This is a genomic window from Leclercia sp. TB492 (genome assembly GCF_049974505.2).
Taxonomy (GTDB): domain Bacteria; phylum Pseudomonadota; class Gammaproteobacteria; order Enterobacterales; family Enterobacteriaceae; genus Enterobacter; species Enterobacter adecarboxylatus_C.
In genome coordinates this window covers 4,499,963-4,515,581 of sequence record NZ_CM127572.1, presented here as the reverse complement: position 1 = coordinate 4,515,581, position 15,619 = coordinate 4,499,963, and the positions used below count along the sequence as shown (strand labels likewise).

At 58.6% G+C, this 15,619-nt stretch carries 15 protein-coding genes; 9 read left to right on the top strand and 6 right to left on the bottom strand.

The window, feature by feature from the left end; all coding sequences use genetic code 11:
- Window positions 1-152 precede the first annotated feature (152 nt).
- From hemY to hemC, 4 genes are read right to left on the bottom strand one after another with little or no spacing between them, the layout of a single operon-like run.
- A complete protein-coding gene (gene hemY / locus ACP4QI_RS21455; protein ID WP_156264866.1) occupies window positions 153-1,352 on the bottom strand; it encodes a protoheme IX biogenesis protein HemY in 1,200 nt (399 codons plus the stop codon).
- Between the two features lie 2 nt (window positions 1,353-1,354).
- Entirely contained in the window at window positions 1,355-2,527 is a 1,173-nt protein-coding gene (hemX, locus tag ACP4QI_RS21450; RefSeq protein ID WP_142487520.1) for a uroporphyrinogen-III C-methyltransferase, read from the bottom strand.
- Window positions 2,528-2,548: 21 nt separating this feature from the next.
- Window positions 2,549-3,289: a uroporphyrinogen-III synthase gene (gene hemD / locus ACP4QI_RS21445; protein ID WP_156264862.1), complete on the bottom strand. Its 741-nt coding sequence runs from the start codon at window positions 3,287-3,289 to the stop codon at window positions 2,549-2,551.
- Entirely contained in the window at window positions 3,286-4,227 is a 942-nt protein-coding gene (hemC, locus tag ACP4QI_RS21440) for a hydroxymethylbilane synthase (RefSeq protein WP_426495999.1), read from the bottom strand. Before hemC ends, hemD begins: the two co-directional genes overlap by 4 nt.
- 344 nt (window positions 4,228-4,571) lie before the next feature.
- Here hemC and cyaA point away from each other — a divergent pair, with 344 nt between their 5' ends.
- Window positions 4,572-7,115 (top strand): class I adenylate cyclase, encoded by a 2,544-nt coding sequence (gene cyaA, locus ACP4QI_RS21435; RefSeq protein ID WP_156264858.1) that lies wholly within the window; start codon window positions 4,572-4,574, stop codon window positions 7,113-7,115.
- A gap of 88 nt (window positions 7,116-7,203) precedes the next feature.
- On the opposite strand, the gene cyaY is transcribed toward cyaA, so the two are convergent.
- Window positions 7,204-7,524 carry an iron donor protein CyaY gene (cyaY, locus tag ACP4QI_RS21430; protein WP_142487516.1) on the bottom strand — a complete coding sequence of 107 codons (321 nt, stop codon included), beginning with the start codon at window positions 7,522-7,524 and terminating at the stop codon, window positions 7,204-7,206.
- Between the two features lie 139 nt (window positions 7,525-7,663).
- Here cyaY and lptM point away from each other — a divergent pair, with 139 nt between their 5' ends.
- The 8 genes from lptM (at window position 7,664) to corA (ending at window position 14,618) form a co-directional block, all read left to right on the top strand.
- A complete protein-coding gene (gene lptM, locus ACP4QI_RS21425) occupies window positions 7,664-7,867 on the top strand; it encodes an LPS translocon maturation chaperone LptM (protein WP_106995931.1) in 204 nt (67 codons plus the stop codon).
- A gap of 32 nt (window positions 7,868-7,899) precedes the next feature.
- The gene (dapF, locus tag ACP4QI_RS21420; RefSeq protein ID WP_156264856.1) at window positions 7,900-8,724 is read left to right on the top strand and encodes a diaminopimelate epimerase; all 825 of its coding nucleotides are present in this window, start codon (window positions 7,900-7,902) and stop codon (window positions 8,722-8,724) included.
- Window positions 8,721-9,428 carry a DUF484 domain-containing protein gene (locus tag ACP4QI_RS21415; RefSeq protein WP_426495998.1) on the top strand — a complete coding sequence of 236 codons (708 nt, stop codon included), beginning with the start codon at window positions 8,721-8,723 and terminating at the stop codon, window positions 9,426-9,428. The genes dapF and ACP4QI_RS21415 overlap by 4 nt, the downstream gene beginning before the upstream one ends.
- On the top strand, window positions 9,425-10,327 hold the full coding sequence (gene xerC, locus ACP4QI_RS21410) for a tyrosine recombinase XerC (protein ID WP_285129275.1): 903 nt from the start codon (window positions 9,425-9,427) through the stop codon (window positions 10,325-10,327). The genes ACP4QI_RS21415 and xerC overlap by 4 nt, the downstream gene beginning before the upstream one ends.
- Window positions 10,327-11,043, top strand: a complete 717-nt coding sequence (gene yigB / locus ACP4QI_RS21405; protein ID WP_156264854.1) for a 5-amino-6-(5-phospho-D-ribitylamino)uracil phosphatase YigB — start codon at window positions 10,327-10,329, stop codon at window positions 11,041-11,043. Before xerC ends, yigB begins: the two co-directional genes overlap by 1 nt.
- 107 nt (window positions 11,044-11,150) lie before the next feature.
- Window positions 11,151-13,313: a DNA helicase II gene (gene uvrD, locus ACP4QI_RS21400; RefSeq protein ID WP_142487511.1), complete on the top strand. Its 2,163-nt coding sequence runs from the start codon at window positions 11,151-11,153 to the stop codon at window positions 13,311-13,313.
- Window positions 13,274-13,519, top strand: a complete 246-nt coding sequence (ysgD, locus tag ACP4QI_RS21395; RefSeq protein ID WP_350223562.1) for a YsgD/CorL family protein — start codon at window positions 13,274-13,276, stop codon at window positions 13,517-13,519. The genes uvrD and ysgD overlap by 40 nt, the downstream gene beginning before the upstream one ends.
- Before the next feature lie 148 nt (window positions 13,520-13,667).
- On the top strand, window positions 13,668-14,618 hold the full coding sequence (gene corA / locus ACP4QI_RS21390) for a magnesium/cobalt transporter CorA (protein ID WP_142487510.1): 951 nt from the start codon (window positions 13,668-13,670) through the stop codon (window positions 14,616-14,618).
- Between the two features lie 84 nt (window positions 14,619-14,702).
- Here corA and rarD read toward each other — a convergent pair whose 3' ends face one another.
- Entirely contained in the window at window positions 14,703-15,599 is an 897-nt protein-coding gene (gene rarD / locus ACP4QI_RS21385; protein ID WP_156264853.1) for an EamA family transporter RarD, read from the bottom strand.
- Between the last annotated feature and the right edge of the window lie 20 nt (window positions 15,600-15,619).

Genomic DNA, 15,619 nt, shown 5'->3' with positions numbered 1-15,619 from the left:
TCCTTTCAAAAACGATTTAGTCCACGCCGCAAAGGCGTGTGCAGGAAAAATGTTTAATGAAAGGAGGTCGTTACATTGGCGGAAGCGGTCTCATGAAGATGATGCAAAGAATGTAGCAAATAAAAAAGGAGGCCGTCAGGCCTCCTGGGTAATTATTGCTGCGGGGGATTGTTCTGCAACGTCAGCAGCAGGCCATCGCGACGCATCGCAGCGGCCTCCTCTGGCAGATGAAGCTTGTCCAGCGTATCCGCCAGCCAGGCGTAATCGAACGCATCCGGGCGCTGTTTTAACGCGGCGCGGAAGGCGAGGCTGGCCTCTTTCCATTCGCCATGTCTGGCCAGGGACTGACCGAGGGTGCTCCACAGCAGCGGCCGATCGCCCACGGTTTTGATCTGCTGGCGAAGCATCTTCTCGATCTGCTCCGGATTATTGGTTTTCAGGCGCGGGATCACCATCACCAGCCGATCGTCATACTGGCGTTTCAGGCCATCAAGAATGATGCTCTGTGCGGTATCGTGATCGTCACACTCAATCAGGTGCTCCGCCATCGCCACCTGCAGGGGGACCTGCTGGCGCGTTTTACGGCTCTGATTTTTCCACCACTCTTTCAGTCCATCGCTGCCCTGATCGGCGCGGGCCTGGTCCATCAGACCAATCCAGGCCTGACGTTGCAGATCGTCGCGCTGCTCATCGTCACCCACGTCTGCTTTTGCCATCGACGGGATGATGTCCAGCAGCGAGCCCCAGGCGCCGGTGCGGATATAGGCTTGCTCAGCCAGACGCAGCACTTCCGGATGACGCGGGGCGATCTCCAGCAGACGATCGACGCCGTGGCGGGCGGCATGGTTTTCGTTACGCGCCAGCTGCAGACGCACCCGGGTGATCTCCACCGGGATCGGATCGTTTTCGGCCAGTTCGGAGGCGCGCTCCAGATGCTGATTGGCGCGCACTTCGTCGCCGCGCTGCTGGGCCGCTTCGGCCGCCAGCAGGTAGTTGACCACCGGCTGTTCAGCGTGGTCGGCGTTCTTCGACATCAGCTTCTCAACCTGCTGATAGTCGCCTTCGGCCAGCTTGAGCAGCGCCTGTTCGGTCTGCTTGCGGGCACGACGGCGTTTGCGGCCGACAAACCAGCTGCGGGTATGCGCCCCGGTGCGGAAGATGCGGCGCAGGATCCATTCGATCGCCAGAAACGCCACCATCACCAGGATCAGAATGATCACCAGCCCGGTGACGCTGGTTTCGATATTGTAGTTATCGGTCTGGATCAGCACGTAACCCTGATGACCCGCCAGCATAGGACCAAGCACGATCCCGGCGAGCAACAGTGCGAAGAGTAACAGAACTTTCAACATATTTACTCTCCTTGTGGCGCGCTGTCAGGGGCCGGAGCGGAAGCGGGGGCTTGCTCTGCGGCCACGCCCGGCTGTGCCAGCAGGTTGCGCACGCGCGTCTGCATCAGCTTCTCCAGAATCGGCTGGCTTTCCAGCTTATCCGGGACGTTCATGGTGATGTTCTGTTGGCTCAGCTTGTCCACATCTTCGAGGAAGGCCGTGGTGGTGGCATCGTCGGTATCGTAGTAGGCACGCACCCAGGTCGAGACGTTGTCCAGCGCCTGCTTGTAGGTCTCTTCCTGATGGCGAGGCACCGCCTGCGCGGCCACCAGCAGGCGTGAACGCAGGTTTTCGCGCAGATAGACGTCCTGATTCGGGGCTAACAGCGGCACGGTGGTCTCATCGCGGCGGCGAACGGTGATAAAGCTGTCCATAAAGTTCTGCCAGCTTTTCTGCAGGTTGATGCGCCACTCGCTCAGCGAGCTGGAGAGTTCGCTGCTGTCGGAATCCATCGGGGAGTCGTCGTCGTTATTGTCTGCCAGACGCAGGTTATCGATCTGGTTCGACAGCTGATTCACTTTCAGAATGATGCCGTCGTAGTCCACCTGCGAAACGGTGCCCAGGCTGGCGATATCTTCGGTGAGGGCGCGACGGGCAGCGATCAGGCTCGGGTCGTTCATGTCTCCCAGGCTGGCATCGGCACTTTTCAGCAGCGCGGCGGCGGTTGTGACGTCCTGATCGCTCCACAGCTTACGCCCGGCCAGTTTGACGAGGAAATCCGCCTGCGCCAGCAGCCAGGTTTTGGCGTCGGTGCCGGAAATGGTGGCCACTTTTTGCTGCATCTCATCCAGCTGCTTCGTCAGCTCGGCCTGCTGACGGTTCGCGTCGGCCAGCTGGGCTGCCTGCTGTTTGATCACCGCATCCAGCTCGGCTTTCTGCGACTGCTGTGCCTGTTGCAGGGCAGTGACCTGGGTAACCAGCGCGTCGCTGGCGGCGGTCTGATTAGTGGCTTGCTTTTTCACCAGACCGTACAGGCCGATACCTGCAGCCAGCGCAATGGCGATAGCAATCGCGCTTAACGCCAGGCTGGTTTTATTGCTGCCATGCTTTTTCTCTGTCGTTTCTGGCTGTGGCGTGGTGTCCACAGTCTCCCTGGTCTCTTCAACCACGGCGGAGGATTTTTCTTGTTCCGTCATTATGGCTTCCCATTATGAGAGTTATTGTAATGCGCGCAGCAGCGCATCGTTGTCGGCGTTATCAGCGATCCGAATATCTTGCCAGCCCAGTTCCCGGGCGAGGTTCGCCAGACGCTCACTGACGACCAGAAGCCGACAGCGGAGTAACCAGTTTTCACGATACCATTGTGGCATCAGCGACCAGAGGTGTTGCAGCATTTCACCGCTGGTTACTACCAGGGTTGTAACGCCGCGAGACTGCCAGCGCATCGCCTCTTCCGCACCGTCATAGTGTTTATTACAACGTTGATAACATTCACAAAATGTCACTTCTGCTCCACGCTCACGCAGCGTGTCGCCCAGCAGTTCACGTCCACCGTTGCCGCGCAAAATCAGGGCGCGCTTCCCGACAACGGTTTGTAATTCAGGTAATTGTAGCAATACTTCGCTGATTTCCCGATCCAGCGGATAGCGGACGTCTTTGCCACTTTCGGTATGCAGCGCCAGGGCGGTGGTTCTGCCGATGGCGAAATAGCGTGGCGCGTCCGGCCAGCGCAGGCCGTCCTGTTGCAGCCGGGCGTGGGCAAATTCCACGGCATGTTGTGAAAGGGCAAACAGCATGTCATCGGCCTGCAGCGCACCAAGATGACCGGCAAGCAGGGGCAGTTCCCGGCCCGGGGTGAACTCAATCAGCGGAAAGCTCCACGCCACCTGCCCCAGTGCGCGCAGACGGCTCACTAACTGATCTCCAGCGGGAGAAGGGCGGGTGACGAGAATACTCATGCCGGGGGTTCTCCGTTATAGACATCCGCGAGAATTTCACGCGCGCCGTTATCGAGCAGCTCTTCAGCCAGCGAAATACCCAGCTGTTCTGCATCCTGGGGACGACCACGGCGTTCGCCGCGCACCATCTGCGAACCGTCCGGCGCGCCAACCAGCGCGCGCAGCCACAGTTCGCCATCAATTAATTCAGCATAGCTGCCAATCGGCACCTGACATCCCCCTTCCAGGCGAGTGTTCATGGCGCGCTCTGCCTGGACGCGGATGACCGTCTCGTTGTGATTGAGCGGCGCCAGCAGCGCATGGGTGCGTGTATCGTCGAGTCGGCACTCAATGCCCACCGCGCCCTGACCGACGGCCGGCAGCGACTGTTCCGGTGGCAACGCCACCTTAATGCGCGACTCCAGACCCAGGCGCTTCAGGCCGGCAACCGCCAGGATGATGGCGTCATATTCGCCATTATCCAACTTGCCGAGACGGGTACCGACGTTGCCGCGCAGGGAGCGGATAACCAGGTCCGGACGCGACTCGGCCAGCTGGCACTGGCGGCGTAAACTTGACGTGCCAACGATGCTGCCCTGTGGCAAGGCATCCAGCGAGTCGTAGCGGTTTGAAACAAAGGCGTCGCGCGGATCTTCACGCTCGCAAATGGTGACCAGCCCCAGTCCCTCAGGGAAATCAACCGGGACGTCCTTCATGGAGTGGACCGCGATATCTGCGCGATCCTCAAGCAGTGCCAGCTCCAGCTCTTTCACGAACAGGCCTTTGCCGCCCACTTTCGCCAGCGGTGTATCAAGAATGACATCGCCGCGCGTGACCATCGGCACCAGCTCAACCCGCAAGCCTTCATGGCAGGCTTCGAGGCGCTGCTTTACATAATGTGCCTGCCAGAGCGCGAGGGGGCTTTGGCGTGTGGCAATTCTTAAAACATTGTCTAACATGCTTGTTACCGTCTTAATCATCTACTGACCATCCTAACATTGTTGTCCTGGGAGTGTCAGGTTTACGGACGTTGAGGGGTTCAGGACAGGGCAGCGATAGAGGTTGCCTGCTGCCGTATTCAGGAATTTACACGTACAGAACGGTGCTACACTTGTATGTAGCGCATCTTTCTTTACGGTCAAACGGCAAGGTGTTAAATTGATCACGTTTTAGACCATTTTTTCGTCTCCGAGACCAGAAAGATAAGGGCGAAAAAGGGCGACGGTTACTTTCGAAATACTGTGAACGCGTAATCCTCGGTCCTGGTGAGGATTAGTGCCTTCTGAACATCAGGCGATACGTCTTGTACCTCTATATTGAGACTCTGAAACAGAGACTGGATGCCATCAACCAACTGCGTGTCGATCGCGCGCTTGCTGCGATGGGCCCTGCTTTCCAGCAGGTTTACAGTCTTCTGCCGACATTGTTGCACTATCACCACCCACTGATGCCGGGTTACCTCGACGGTAACGTTCCCAAGGGCATCTGCCTTTTCACGCCTGATGAAACCCAAGAACACTACCTGAAAGAGCTGGAGCTCTACCGTGGCATGCCGCCGCAGGAGTCTCCGAAAGGTGAACTGCCGATCACCGGCCTCTACACCATGGGCAGTACCTCTTCGGTAGGGCAAAGCTGTTCTTCGGATCTGGATATCTGGGTCTGCCATCAGTCCTGGCTCGATAACGACGAGCGTCAGCTGCTGCAGCGTAAATGCAGCCTGCTGGAGAGCTGGGCGGCCTCGCTCGGCGTGGAAGTGAGCTTCTTCCTGATTGATGAAAACCGTTTCCGCCATAATGAAAGCGGCAGTCTGGGGGGTGAAGACTGCGGCTCGACGCAGCACATCTTATTGCTGGATGAGTTTTACCGTACCGCCGTGCGCCTGGCCGGGAAGCGTATTCTCTGGAGTATGGTGCCGTGCGACGAAGAAGAGCATTACGACGATTACGTCATGAAGCTCTACGCCCAGGGGGTCCTGACGCCAAACGAGTGGCTGGATCTGGGCGGCTTAAGCTCCCTGTCCGCCGAAGAGTATTTCGGTGCAAGCCTGTGGCAGCTGTATAAAAGTATCGATTCTCCGTACAAAGCGGTGCTGAAAACCCTGCTGCTTGAAGCCTACTCGTGGGAATACCCGACGCCGCGCCTGTTGGCGAAAGACATTAAACAGCGTCTGCATGATGGCGAGATCGTCTCTTTCGGTCTTGATGCCTACTGCATGATGCTCGAGCGCGTCACCGAATACCTGAAAGCCATTGACGATCCGACCCGTCTGGACCTGGTCCGTCGATGTTTCTATCTCAAAGTCTGTGAGAAGCTCAGCCGCGAACGGGCATGTGTCGGCTGGCGTCGTGAAGTGGTTAGTCAATTAGTCAAAGAGTGGGGATGGGACGAAGAGCGTCTGTCGATGCTCGATAACCGCGCCAACTGGAAGATCGATCAGGTGCGTGAAGCGCACAACGAGCTGCTCGATGCCATGATGCAGAGCTACCGTAACCTGATCCGCTTTGCCCGTCGTAACAACCTCAGCGTTTCCGCCAGCCCGCAGGATATCGGTGTTCTGACCCGTAAGCTGTACGCCGCGTTTGAAGCGCTGCCGGGTAAAGTGACGCTGGTGAACCCGCAGATTTCGCCGGACCTGTCTGAACCAAACCTGACCTTTATCTATGTGCCGCCGGGTCGCGCGAACCGCACCGGGTGGTATCTGTACAACCGTGCGCCGAGCATGGATTCGATCATCAGCCATCAGCCGCTGGAATATAACCGCTATCTGAACAAGCTGGTGGCCTGGGCCTGGTTTAACGGCCTGCTGACGTCGCGTACCCGCCTGTTTATTAAGGGTAACGAGATCGTCGATCTCGCCAAACTGCAGGAGATGGTGGCGGATGTGTCGCATCACTTCCCGCTGCGTCTGCCTGCGCCGACGCCGAAAGCGCTCTACAGCCCGTGCGAAATTCGCCATCTGGCGATCATCGTCAACCTGGAATACGACCCGACGGCGGCGTTCCGCAATCAGGTGGTGCATTTTGATTTCCGCAAGCTGGACGTGTTCAGCTTTGGCGAGCAGCAAAACTGCCTGGTGGGCAGCGTCGACCTGCTGTACCGCAACTCGTGGAACGAAGTGCGTACTCTGCATTTCAACGGCGAGCAGGCGATGATCGAAGCGCTGAAAACCATTCTTGGCAAGATGCACCAGGATGCTGCTCCACCGGACAGCGTCGAGGTCTTCTGCTACAGCCAGCATCTGCGCGGCCTGATCCGTACCCGCGTGCAGCAGCTGGTCTCCGAGTGTATCGACCTGCGTCTCTCCAGTACCCGTCAGGAAACCGGCCGCTTCAAAGCGCTGCGCGTCTCCGGGCAAACCTGGGGCCTGTTCTTTGAGCGTCTGAACGTCTCGGTGCAGAAGCTGGAAAATGCCATCGAGTTCTATGGCGCCATTTCGCACAATAAACTGCACGGTCTGTCGGTACAGGTTGAGACTAACCACGTCAAGCTGCCGCAGGTGGTGGATGGTTTTGCCAGCGAAGGGATTATTCAGTTCTTCTTTGAAGAGTCGGGCGACGATGCCGGTTTCAATATCTATATCCTTGATGAAACCAACCGCGCCGAAGTGTATCACCACTGTGAAGGCAGCAAAGAGGAGCTGGTGCGCGACGTCAGCCGCTTCTACTCGTCCTCACACGATCGCTTTACCTACGGTTCCAGCTTCATCAACTTCAACCTGCCGCAGTTCTACCAGATTGTGAAGGTCGATGGCCGTGCGCAGGTGATCCCGTTCCGTACCCAGGTGATTGCAGCCGCACCGGCCAATCAGGACGCCAACACCCCGCTGTTGCAGCAGTATTTCTCCTGAGCCGCTGTGCCGGATGCGCTTTGCTTATCCGGCCTACGGTTCGAGCCGTTGTAGGCCCGGTAAGCGCAGCGCCACCGGGCAATAAACCTTAGCGGAAGCTCACCTCTTCGCCCGACTGCGTGGTCGCGGCCTGCTCAAGCAGATCCCAGAACGCTTCACCGCTGCGATCGCAAATCCACTCGTCGCCCTTGAGGTCGAAATGGTAGCCGCCCTGCTTGGTGGCCAGCCACACCTGGTGAAGCGGTTCCTGACGGTTAATAATGATCTTGCTGCCGTTTTCAAAGCTGATGGTCAGCACGCCGCCGTTGATTTCACAATCGATGTCGCTGTCGCCATCCCAGTCGTCAAGACGTTCTTCGATGGTTTGCCACAGGTTATCGGCGAGGCGATGGAATTCACTGTCATTCATGGTTCTGTTCCTGTTTTTCGTGATGGCGGCAGTATAACGCTAAATAATTCCGGTTGCAGGTTAGCGGCAAACTCTTGCTTTTGTGCCTTCTCCTGCGATGATAGAAAACAGAAAGCATGAACTTACAGGCAACCTGATAATGAAAAACGTTTTTGGAACGCTTGCCGTTCTCCTCGCACTGTTTAGCCTGAGTGGCTGTGGTCTGAAAGGGCCGCTCTATTTCCCACCGGCAGATAAAACCGCGCCGCCACCGACCAAAAAAGCGCAAAGCCCCGTACAAACCACCATGCCAGATCGTAACGATCGCGGCGACAATGGCGGCCCAAGCCAGGTGAATTACTGACGCGCGTTGCGAACCGCGCAATGGAGTAAATAATGCAGTTCTCTAAAATGCATGGCCTTGGCAATGATTTTATGGTCGTCGACGCGGTAACGCAGAATGTCTTCTTTTCTCCGGAGCTGATCCGCCGCCTGGCCGATCGGCACCTCGGGGTCGGGTTTGATCAGCTGCTGGTGGTTGAGCCGCCTTACGATCCCGATCTCGATTTTCACTACCGCATCTTTAATGCTGACGGCAGCGAAGTCTCTCAGTGTGGCAACGGCGCGCGCTGTTTTGCCCGCTTTGTCCGGCTGAAAGGGCTGACCAACAAGCGTGATATTCGCGTCAGCACTGCTAATGGGCGAATGGTGCTGAGCGTCACCGACGATGAGCTGGTGCGGGTCAACATGGGCGAGCCGAACTTCGAGCCATCGCAGGTGCCGTTCCGCGCCAACAAAGCGGAAAAGACCTATATCATGCGCGCCGCGGAACAGACAGTCTTGTGCGGCGTGGTCTCCATGGGGAATCCGCACTGCGTGATTCAGGTTGATGATGTCGCGACCGCGCCCGTTGAGACGCTTGGTCCGGTGCTGGAAAGCCATGAACGTTTTCCTGAGCGCGCCAATATTGGATTTATGCAGGTCATCACTCGCGATCACATCCGTCTGCGCGTCTTTGAACGCGGAGCTGGTGAAACACAGGCGTGCGGTAGCGGTGCCTGTGCGGCCGTCGCGGTGGGGATTGCGCAGGGTTTACTGGCGGAAGAGGTTCGCGTGGATTTACCAGGCGGCCGTCTTGATATCGCCTGGAAAGGCCCGGGCCAGCCGCTGTATATGACCGGCCCGGCGACACAAGTCTACGACGGGTTTATCCATCTATGAAACAACCAGGAGAAGAACTGCAGGAAACGCTGACGGAGATGGACGACCGGGCGGTTGTTGATTATCTGCTGCGCCATCCTGAGTTTTTCATTCGTAATGCCCGCGTGGTTGAAGAGATGCGCGTGCCACATCCGATCCGCGGGACGGTCTCGCTGGTCGAATGGCATATGGCGCGCGCGCGCAATCATATCAACCATCTGGAAGAGAATATTTCGCTGCTGATGGAGCAGGCCACCAGTAATGAGAGCCTGTTCTATCGTCTGCTGCACCTGCAGTCGCGACTGGCCTCCGCCAGCAGCCTGGACGAATTTCTGCTCCGCCTGCATCGCTGGGCGCGCGAGCTGGGGCTGGCTGGGGCGACCCTGCGCCTGTTCCCGGATCGCTGGCGCATTGGCGCCCCCTCCAGCTTTACCCAGCTGGCGCTATCGCGGCAGGCGTTTGAGCCGCTGCGCATTCAGCGCATGGGGCATGAGAACCACTACCTCGGGCCGCTGCATGGCCCGGAACTGCTGATCGTTCTGCCGGAGGCCAAGGCCATCGGTTCGGTGGCGATGTCGCTGATGGGACGCGATGGCGATCTCGGGGTGATGCTGTTTACCAGCCGTGATCCGCAGCACTATCAGCAGGGACAAGGGACGCAGCTGCTCCAGGAGATCGCGCAGATGCTGCCCGAGCTGCTGGAGCGCTGGATTGAACGCGTATGACGGATGCTCTGCTGGCGCCTGCCGTTACGCGTTTTCTGCGCTATCTGGGCGTTGAGCGCCAGCTCAGCCCAATCACCCTGGTAAACTACCAGCGTCAGCTTGATGCCATCATGCAGCTGGCCGACGAGATCGGCCTGAAGAGCTGGCAGCAATGTGATGCCGCCACGGTTCGGACCTTTGCCGTGCGCAGCCGCCGGAAAGGGCTTGGCCCTGCCAGCCTCGCGCTGCGTCTTTCAGCCCTGCGCAGCTTCTTCGACTGGCAGGTAAGCCAGGGCGAGCTTAACGCCAACCCGGCCAAAGGGATCGCCGCGCCAAAAGCGCCGCGCCACCTGCCCAAAAATATCGATGTCGATGACGTTAACCGCCTGCTGGATATCGATCTCAACGATCCGCTGGCGGTACGGGATCGGGCGATGCTGGAGGTGATGTACGGCGCGGGGTTACGTCTTTCCGAGCTGGTGAACCTCGATATCAAACACCTCGATCTGGACACCGGCGAAGTGTGGGTGATGGGCAAAGGCAGCAAAGAGCGCCGCCTGCCCATTGGCCGTAACGCCGTGGCGTGGATTGAGCACTGGCTCGATCTGCGCGGCCTGTTTGGCACCGAAGACGATGCGCTGTTCCTCTCGAAGCTCGGGAAGCGCATCTCGGCGCGTAACGTGCAGAAACGTTTTGCCGAGTGGGGGATCAAGCAGGGGCTGAACAGCCATGTGCATCCGCATAAACTGCGCCACTCCTTCGCCACGCACATGCTCGAGTCCAGCGGCGATCTGCGTGGGGTGCAGGAGCTGCTGGGCCACGCCAATTTGTCCACCACCCAGATTTATACCCATCTTGATTTTCAACACCTTGCCTCGGTGTACGACGCGGCGCATCCACGCGCCAAACGGGGGAAATAATGCGTTTTTATCGTCCTTTAGGCCATATTTCAGCACTGACGTTCGACCTTGATGACACCCTTTACGACAACCGCGAGGTGATCCTGCGTACCGAGCAGGAAGCGCTGGCGTTTGTGCAAAACTACCATCCCGCGTTAAAAACGCTGGAAAACAAAGAGTTTCACCGCCTGCGCCAGGCGTTACGGCAAACCGAGCCGGAAATTTACCACGACGTCACCGAGTGGCGCCGCCGCGCCGTTGAGCAGGCAATGCTGAATGCTGGCCTGACCGCCGCCGAAGCCGCGCTTGGCGCAGAAGCCTCGATGGCGCACTTCGCCCAATGGCGCAGCCGTATCGACGTGCCGCAGGAGACCCACGACACCCTGGCGAAACTGGGCGAGAAGTGGCCGCTGGTGGCCATCACCAACGGCAATGCGCAGCCGGAGCTGTTCGGCCTGGGCGACTACTTCGAGTTTGTACTGCGCGCGGGCCCGCACGGGCGCTCCAAGCCGTTCAACGATATGTACCATCTGGCGGCAGAGAAGCTCGACCTGCCGCTGGGGGAGATCCTGCACGTGGGCGATGACCTCACCACCGACGTGGCGGGGGCGATCCGCTGCGGAATGCAGGCCTGCTGGATCAAGCCGGAAAATGCCGATCTGATGCAGACCGCTGACAGCCGCCTGCTGCCGCACATCGAAATTTCACGGTTGGCATCCCTCACCACGCTGATATAATCACCAGTAGTATTGTATAAATTACCAGGGTTTTGCAGTTGTAGGCCCGGTAAGCGAAGCGCCTGCGGGCGTTTTGCCGTGTTCCTGATTACTACGTGACGGTGCCAATGGACGTTTCTTACCTGCTCGACAGCCTTAATGACAAACAGCGTGACGCGGTTGCCGCGACGCGCACCAATATGCTGGTGCTGGCAGGGGCGGGCAGTGGTAAGACACGCGTGCTGGTACACCGCATTGCCTGGCTGCAGAGCGTGGAGAACTGCTCCCCGTACTCGATTATGGCGGTAACCTTCACCAACAAAGCGGCGGCGGAGATGCGCCACCGTATTGCCCAGCTGATGGGCACCAGCCAGGGCGGCATGTGGGTTGGCACCTTCCACGGGCTGGCGCACCGCCTGCTGCGTGCACACCATCTGGATGCCAACCTGCCGCAGGACTTTCAGATCCTCGACAGCGAAGACCAGCTGCGCCTGCTGAAGCGCCTGATCAAGGCCATGAACCTCGACGAGAAGCAGTGGCCGCCGCGTCAGGCGATGTGGTACATCAACAGCCAGAAAGACGAAGGGCTGCGCCCGCACCACATCCAGAGCTTTGGCAACCCGATTGAGCAGACCTGGCAGAAGGTCTATCAGGCCTACCAGGAGGCCTGCGATCGCGCCGGGCTGGTGGATTTTGCCGAGCTGCTGCTGCGCGCCCATGAGCTGTGGCTCAACAAGCCGCATATCCTGCAGCACTACCGCGAACGCTTCACCAACATCCTGGTGGACGAATTCCAGGATACCAACAACATTCAGTACGCATGGATCCGCCTGCTGGCGGGCGATTCCAGCAAGGTGATGATTGTCGGCGATGACGATCAGTCGATCTACGGCTGGCGCGGCGCCCAGGTGGAGAACATCCAGCGCTTCCTCAAGGACTTCCCGGGCGCCGAAACCATCCGCCTGGAGCAGAACTACCGCTCCACCAACAACATTCTGAGCGCGGCCAACGCCCTGATTGAGAACAACAACGGGCGTCTGGGTAAAAAGCTGTGGACCGAGGGCATCGACGGCGAGCCGATCTCGCTTTACTGCGCCTTCAACGAGCTGGACGAAGCCCGCTTCGTGGTCAACCGGATCAAAACCTGGCAGGACAACGGCGGCGCGCTGGAGAAGTGCGCCATTCTCTACCGCAGCAACGCCCAGTCGCGCGTGCTGGAAGAGGCGCTGCTGCAGGCCAGCATGCCGTACCGCATCTATGGCGGGATGCGCTTCTTCGAACGCCAGGAAATTAAAGACGCGCTCTCCTATCTGCGGCTGATTGCCAACCGTAACGACGACGCGGCCTTTGAGCGCGTGGTCAACACCCCCACGCGCGGCATCGGCGATCGCACCCTTGACGTGGTGCGTCAGACCTCCCGCGATCGCCAGCTGACCCTGTGGCAGGCGTGTCGCGAGCTGCTGCAGGAGAAGGCCCTCGCCGGACGTGCGGCCAGCGCGCTGCAGCGCTTCCTGGAGCTGATCGAAGCCCTGGCTCAGGAAACCGCCGACATGCCGCTGCACGTTCAGACCGACCGGGTGATTAAAGACTCCGGCCTGCGCATGATGTACGAGCAGGAGAAGGGCGAGAAGGGCCAGACCCGTATCGAGAACTTAGAGGAGCTAGTGACGGCCACGCGCCAGTTCAGCTACAACGAAGAAGATGAAGACCTGATGCCGCTGCAGGCGTTCCTGTCCCATGCCGCGCTGGAAGCGGGCGAAGGGCAGGCCGACACCTGGCAGGATGCGGTCCAGCTGATGACCCTCCACTCGGCCAAAGGGCTGGAGTTCCCGCAGGTGTTTATCGTCGGCATGGAGGAGGGGATGTTCCCGAGCCAGATGTCGCTGGATGAGGGCGGTCGTCTGGAAGAGGAGCGTCGCCTGGCCTACGTCGGCGTGACCCGCGCGATGCAAAAGCTGACCCTGACCTATGCGGAAACCCGCCGTCTGTACGGCAAAGAGGTTTACCACCGGCCGTCGCGTTTTGTTGGCGAACTGCCGGAAGAGTGCGTGGAAGAGGTTCGTCTGCGGGCCAGCATCAGCCGCCCGGTCAGCCATCAGCGTCTGGGTGCGCCAGTCTCGGAAAACGACAGCGGATTCAAACTCGGCCAGCGCGTGCGCCACGCCAAATTCGGTGAAGGCACCATTGTGAACCTGGAGGGCAGCGGGGAACACAGCCGCCTGCAGGTGGCATTCCAGGGGCAGGGTATCAAATGGCTGGTGGCCGCTTACGCCCGACTGGAAGCAGTGTAACTTTCCGAAAAATATCACTATTTTTTAATAAGCTGCCAGGCTTAAACGCTGAAGGGCATTTAAAGTTCTTCAGCGTTTCGTTGCGTGTTGACGCCGCTGTGACTGCTGGCGTAACATGCGCGCACGATTACGCTAAGAGGACATTCGCCTTGGACACACCCAGTAGATGCTGGCTCAATTCCCTGTCATCCAGGAACAACTCCTAAGGCTATCTCCTCACGCTGATGCCCTTAGTGGTTGTCAGCGACAGTTATTCCCGTCGCGCTGAGTCAGGCTGTTTAATGGTCTGAAACCCAATTTGTTTCTGTGTGCCCACCGAACTGTCCGATATTTTTTGCATTGGGAGTCCCGGTCATGCTGAGCGCATTTCAACTGGAAAAGAACCGACTGATTCGGCTTGAAGCTGAAGAGTCACAACCCCTCATTGATGCCGTTTGGGTGGATCTGGTCGAGCCGGATGACGACGAACGCCTGCGCGTACAATCTGAACTTGGACAAAGCCTGGCCACCCGCCCGGAACTGGAAGACATCGAGGCGTCGGCCCGTTTCTTCGAAGACGAAGACGGTCTGCACATCCACTCCTTTTTCTTCTTCGAAGATGCGGAAGATCACGCCGGTAACTCTACCGTCGCATTCACCATCCGCGATGGCCGCCTGTTTACCCTGCGTGAGCGTGAACTGCCCGCGTTCCGTCTCTACCGCATGCGCGCCCGTAGCCAGGCGATGGTGGACGGCAATGCCTATGAGCTGCTGCTCGACCTGTTTGAAACTAAAATCGAACAGCTGGCGGATGAAATCGAAAACATCTACAGCGATCTGGAAGCGCTGAGCCGGGTGATCATGGAAGGCCATCAGGGCGATGAGTACGACGAAGCGCTCTCAACCCTGGCAGAGCTGGAAGATATCGGCTGGAAGGTGCGTCTGTGTCTGATGGATACCCAGCGCGCGCTGAACTTCCTGGTGCGCAAGGCGCGTCTGCCGGGCGGTCAGCTGGAGCAGGCGCGTGAGATCCTGCGCGATATCGAATCCCTGCTGCCGCACAACGAATCCCTGTTCCAGAAGGTGAACTTCCTGATGCAGGCGGCGATGGGCTTTATCAACATCGAGCAGAACCGCATCATCAAGATCTTCTCGGTGGTCTCGGTAGTGTTCCTGCCGCCTACGCTGGTGGCCTCCAGCTACGGGATGAACTTTGAGTTTATGCCGGAGCTGAAATGGAGCTTTGGTTATCCGGGAGCGATTGTCTTTATGGTGCTCGCCGGTCTCGCGCCGTATCTCTACTTTAAGCGCCGTAACTGGCTGTGATGGTTGCGCCCGGTGGCGCTACGCTTACCGGGCCTACAGATCCCGTAGGCCGGATAAGGCGCAGCCGCCATCCGGCAAAAAGCACTACAACCCTTTGCGCGTCCTGCGCTGGGTATAAATCGCATCTGCCACAAACACCGCCAGCGCCACCCAGATAAAGGCAAAGGTCACCATCTTATCCGCGCCCGGCACTTCGCCGTAGAACAGCACCGCCAGCAGGAACATCAGCGTCGGGCCGATGTACTGAAAGAAACCCAGCGTCGACAGGCGCAGACGCGTTGCCGCACCGGTAAAGCACAGCAGCGGGATGGTGGTGACCACACCGGCCGCCATCAGCATCACGTTCAGCGTCCACGGGTTACTGCCCATATGGCTGGTGCTGCTGTCGGCAATGCCGAACAGGTAAATCGCGGCCACTGGCAGCAGCCACAGGGTTTCAAACAGCATCCCGGTTTGCGCTTCAACTGCAATTTTCTTGCGCACCAGGCCATAGAAGGCAAAGCTGAACGCCAGCCCCAGGGCAATGACCGGCAGCGAGCCGAAGGTCCAGAGCTGAACCAGAACGCCGCAGAGGGCGAGCATCACCGCCAGCCACTGCATCCGGCGGAAGCGCTCGCCAAGGAACAGCATCCCCAGCACGATATTCACCAGTGGGTTAATGAAGTAGCCGAGGCTCGCTTCCAGCATATGATGGTTATTGACTGACCAGATAAACAGGAGCCAGTTGCCGCCAATCAATACGGCAGAGAGGGCCAGCAGGAAAATTTTCTTTGGCGTTTGCAGGAGCGTTTTCACCCCCGACCACTGACGGCTTACGCTCATCAGCGCCACCATAAAGAAAAACGACCAGATCACGCGGTGGGTAAGAATTTCGTCAGCGGGGACGTAGTGAATCAGCTTGAAGTAGGCGGGCGCGATACCCCAGATAAAATAAGCGGCAAGGGCGAGTAAAACGCCCTGCCGCGTCTGTTTAGCATCCATCAGGAAAATCCGTTACAAAA

Bases quoted from the DNA above. Each gene is read 5' to 3' on its own strand.
- dapF (WP_156264856.1), top strand. From the start codon at position 7,900: ATGCAGTTCTCTAAAATGCATGGCCTTGGCAATGATTTTATGGTCGTC.
- ACP4QI_RS21415 (WP_426495998.1), top strand. From the start codon at position 8,721: ATGAAACAACCAGGAGAAGAACTGCAGGAAACGCTGACGGAGATGGAC.
- lptM (WP_106995931.1), top strand. From the start codon at position 7,664: ATGAAAAACGTTTTTGGAACGCTTGCCGTTCTCCTCGCACTGTTTAGC.
- yigB (WP_156264854.1), top strand. From the start codon at position 10,327: ATGCGTTTTTATCGTCCTTTAGGCCATATTTCAGCACTGACGTTCGAC.
- corA (WP_142487510.1), top strand. From the start codon at position 13,668: ATGCTGAGCGCATTTCAACTGGAAAAGAACCGACTGATTCGGCTTGAA.
- hemY (WP_156264866.1), bottom strand. From the start codon at position 1,352: ATGTTGAAAGTTCTGTTACTCTTCGCACTGTTGCTCGCCGGGATCGTG.
- hemX (WP_142487520.1), bottom strand. From the start codon at position 2,527: ATGACGGAACAAGAAAAATCCTCCGCCGTGGTTGAAGAGACCAGGGAG.
- rarD (WP_156264853.1), bottom strand. From the start codon at position 15,599: ATGGATGCTAAACAGACGCGGCAGGGCGTTTTACTCGCCCTTGCCGCT.
- uvrD (WP_142487511.1), top strand. From the start codon at position 11,151: ATGGACGTTTCTTACCTGCTCGACAGCCTTAATGACAAACAGCGTGAC.
- hemC (WP_426495999.1), bottom strand. From the start codon at position 4,227: ATGTTAGACAATGTTTTAAGAATTGCCACACGCCAAAGCCCCCTCGCG.
- hemD (WP_156264862.1), bottom strand. From the start codon at position 3,289: ATGAGTATTCTCGTCACCCGCCCTTCTCCCGCTGGAGATCAGTTAGTG.
- cyaY (WP_142487516.1), bottom strand. From the start codon at position 7,524: ATGAATGACAGTGAATTCCATCGCCTCGCCGATAACCTGTGGCAAACC.
- xerC (WP_285129275.1), top strand. From the start codon at position 9,425: ATGACGGATGCTCTGCTGGCGCCTGCCGTTACGCGTTTTCTGCGCTAT.
- ysgD (WP_350223562.1), top strand. From the start codon at position 13,274: ATGGCTGGTGGCCGCTTACGCCCGACTGGAAGCAGTGTAACTTTCCGA.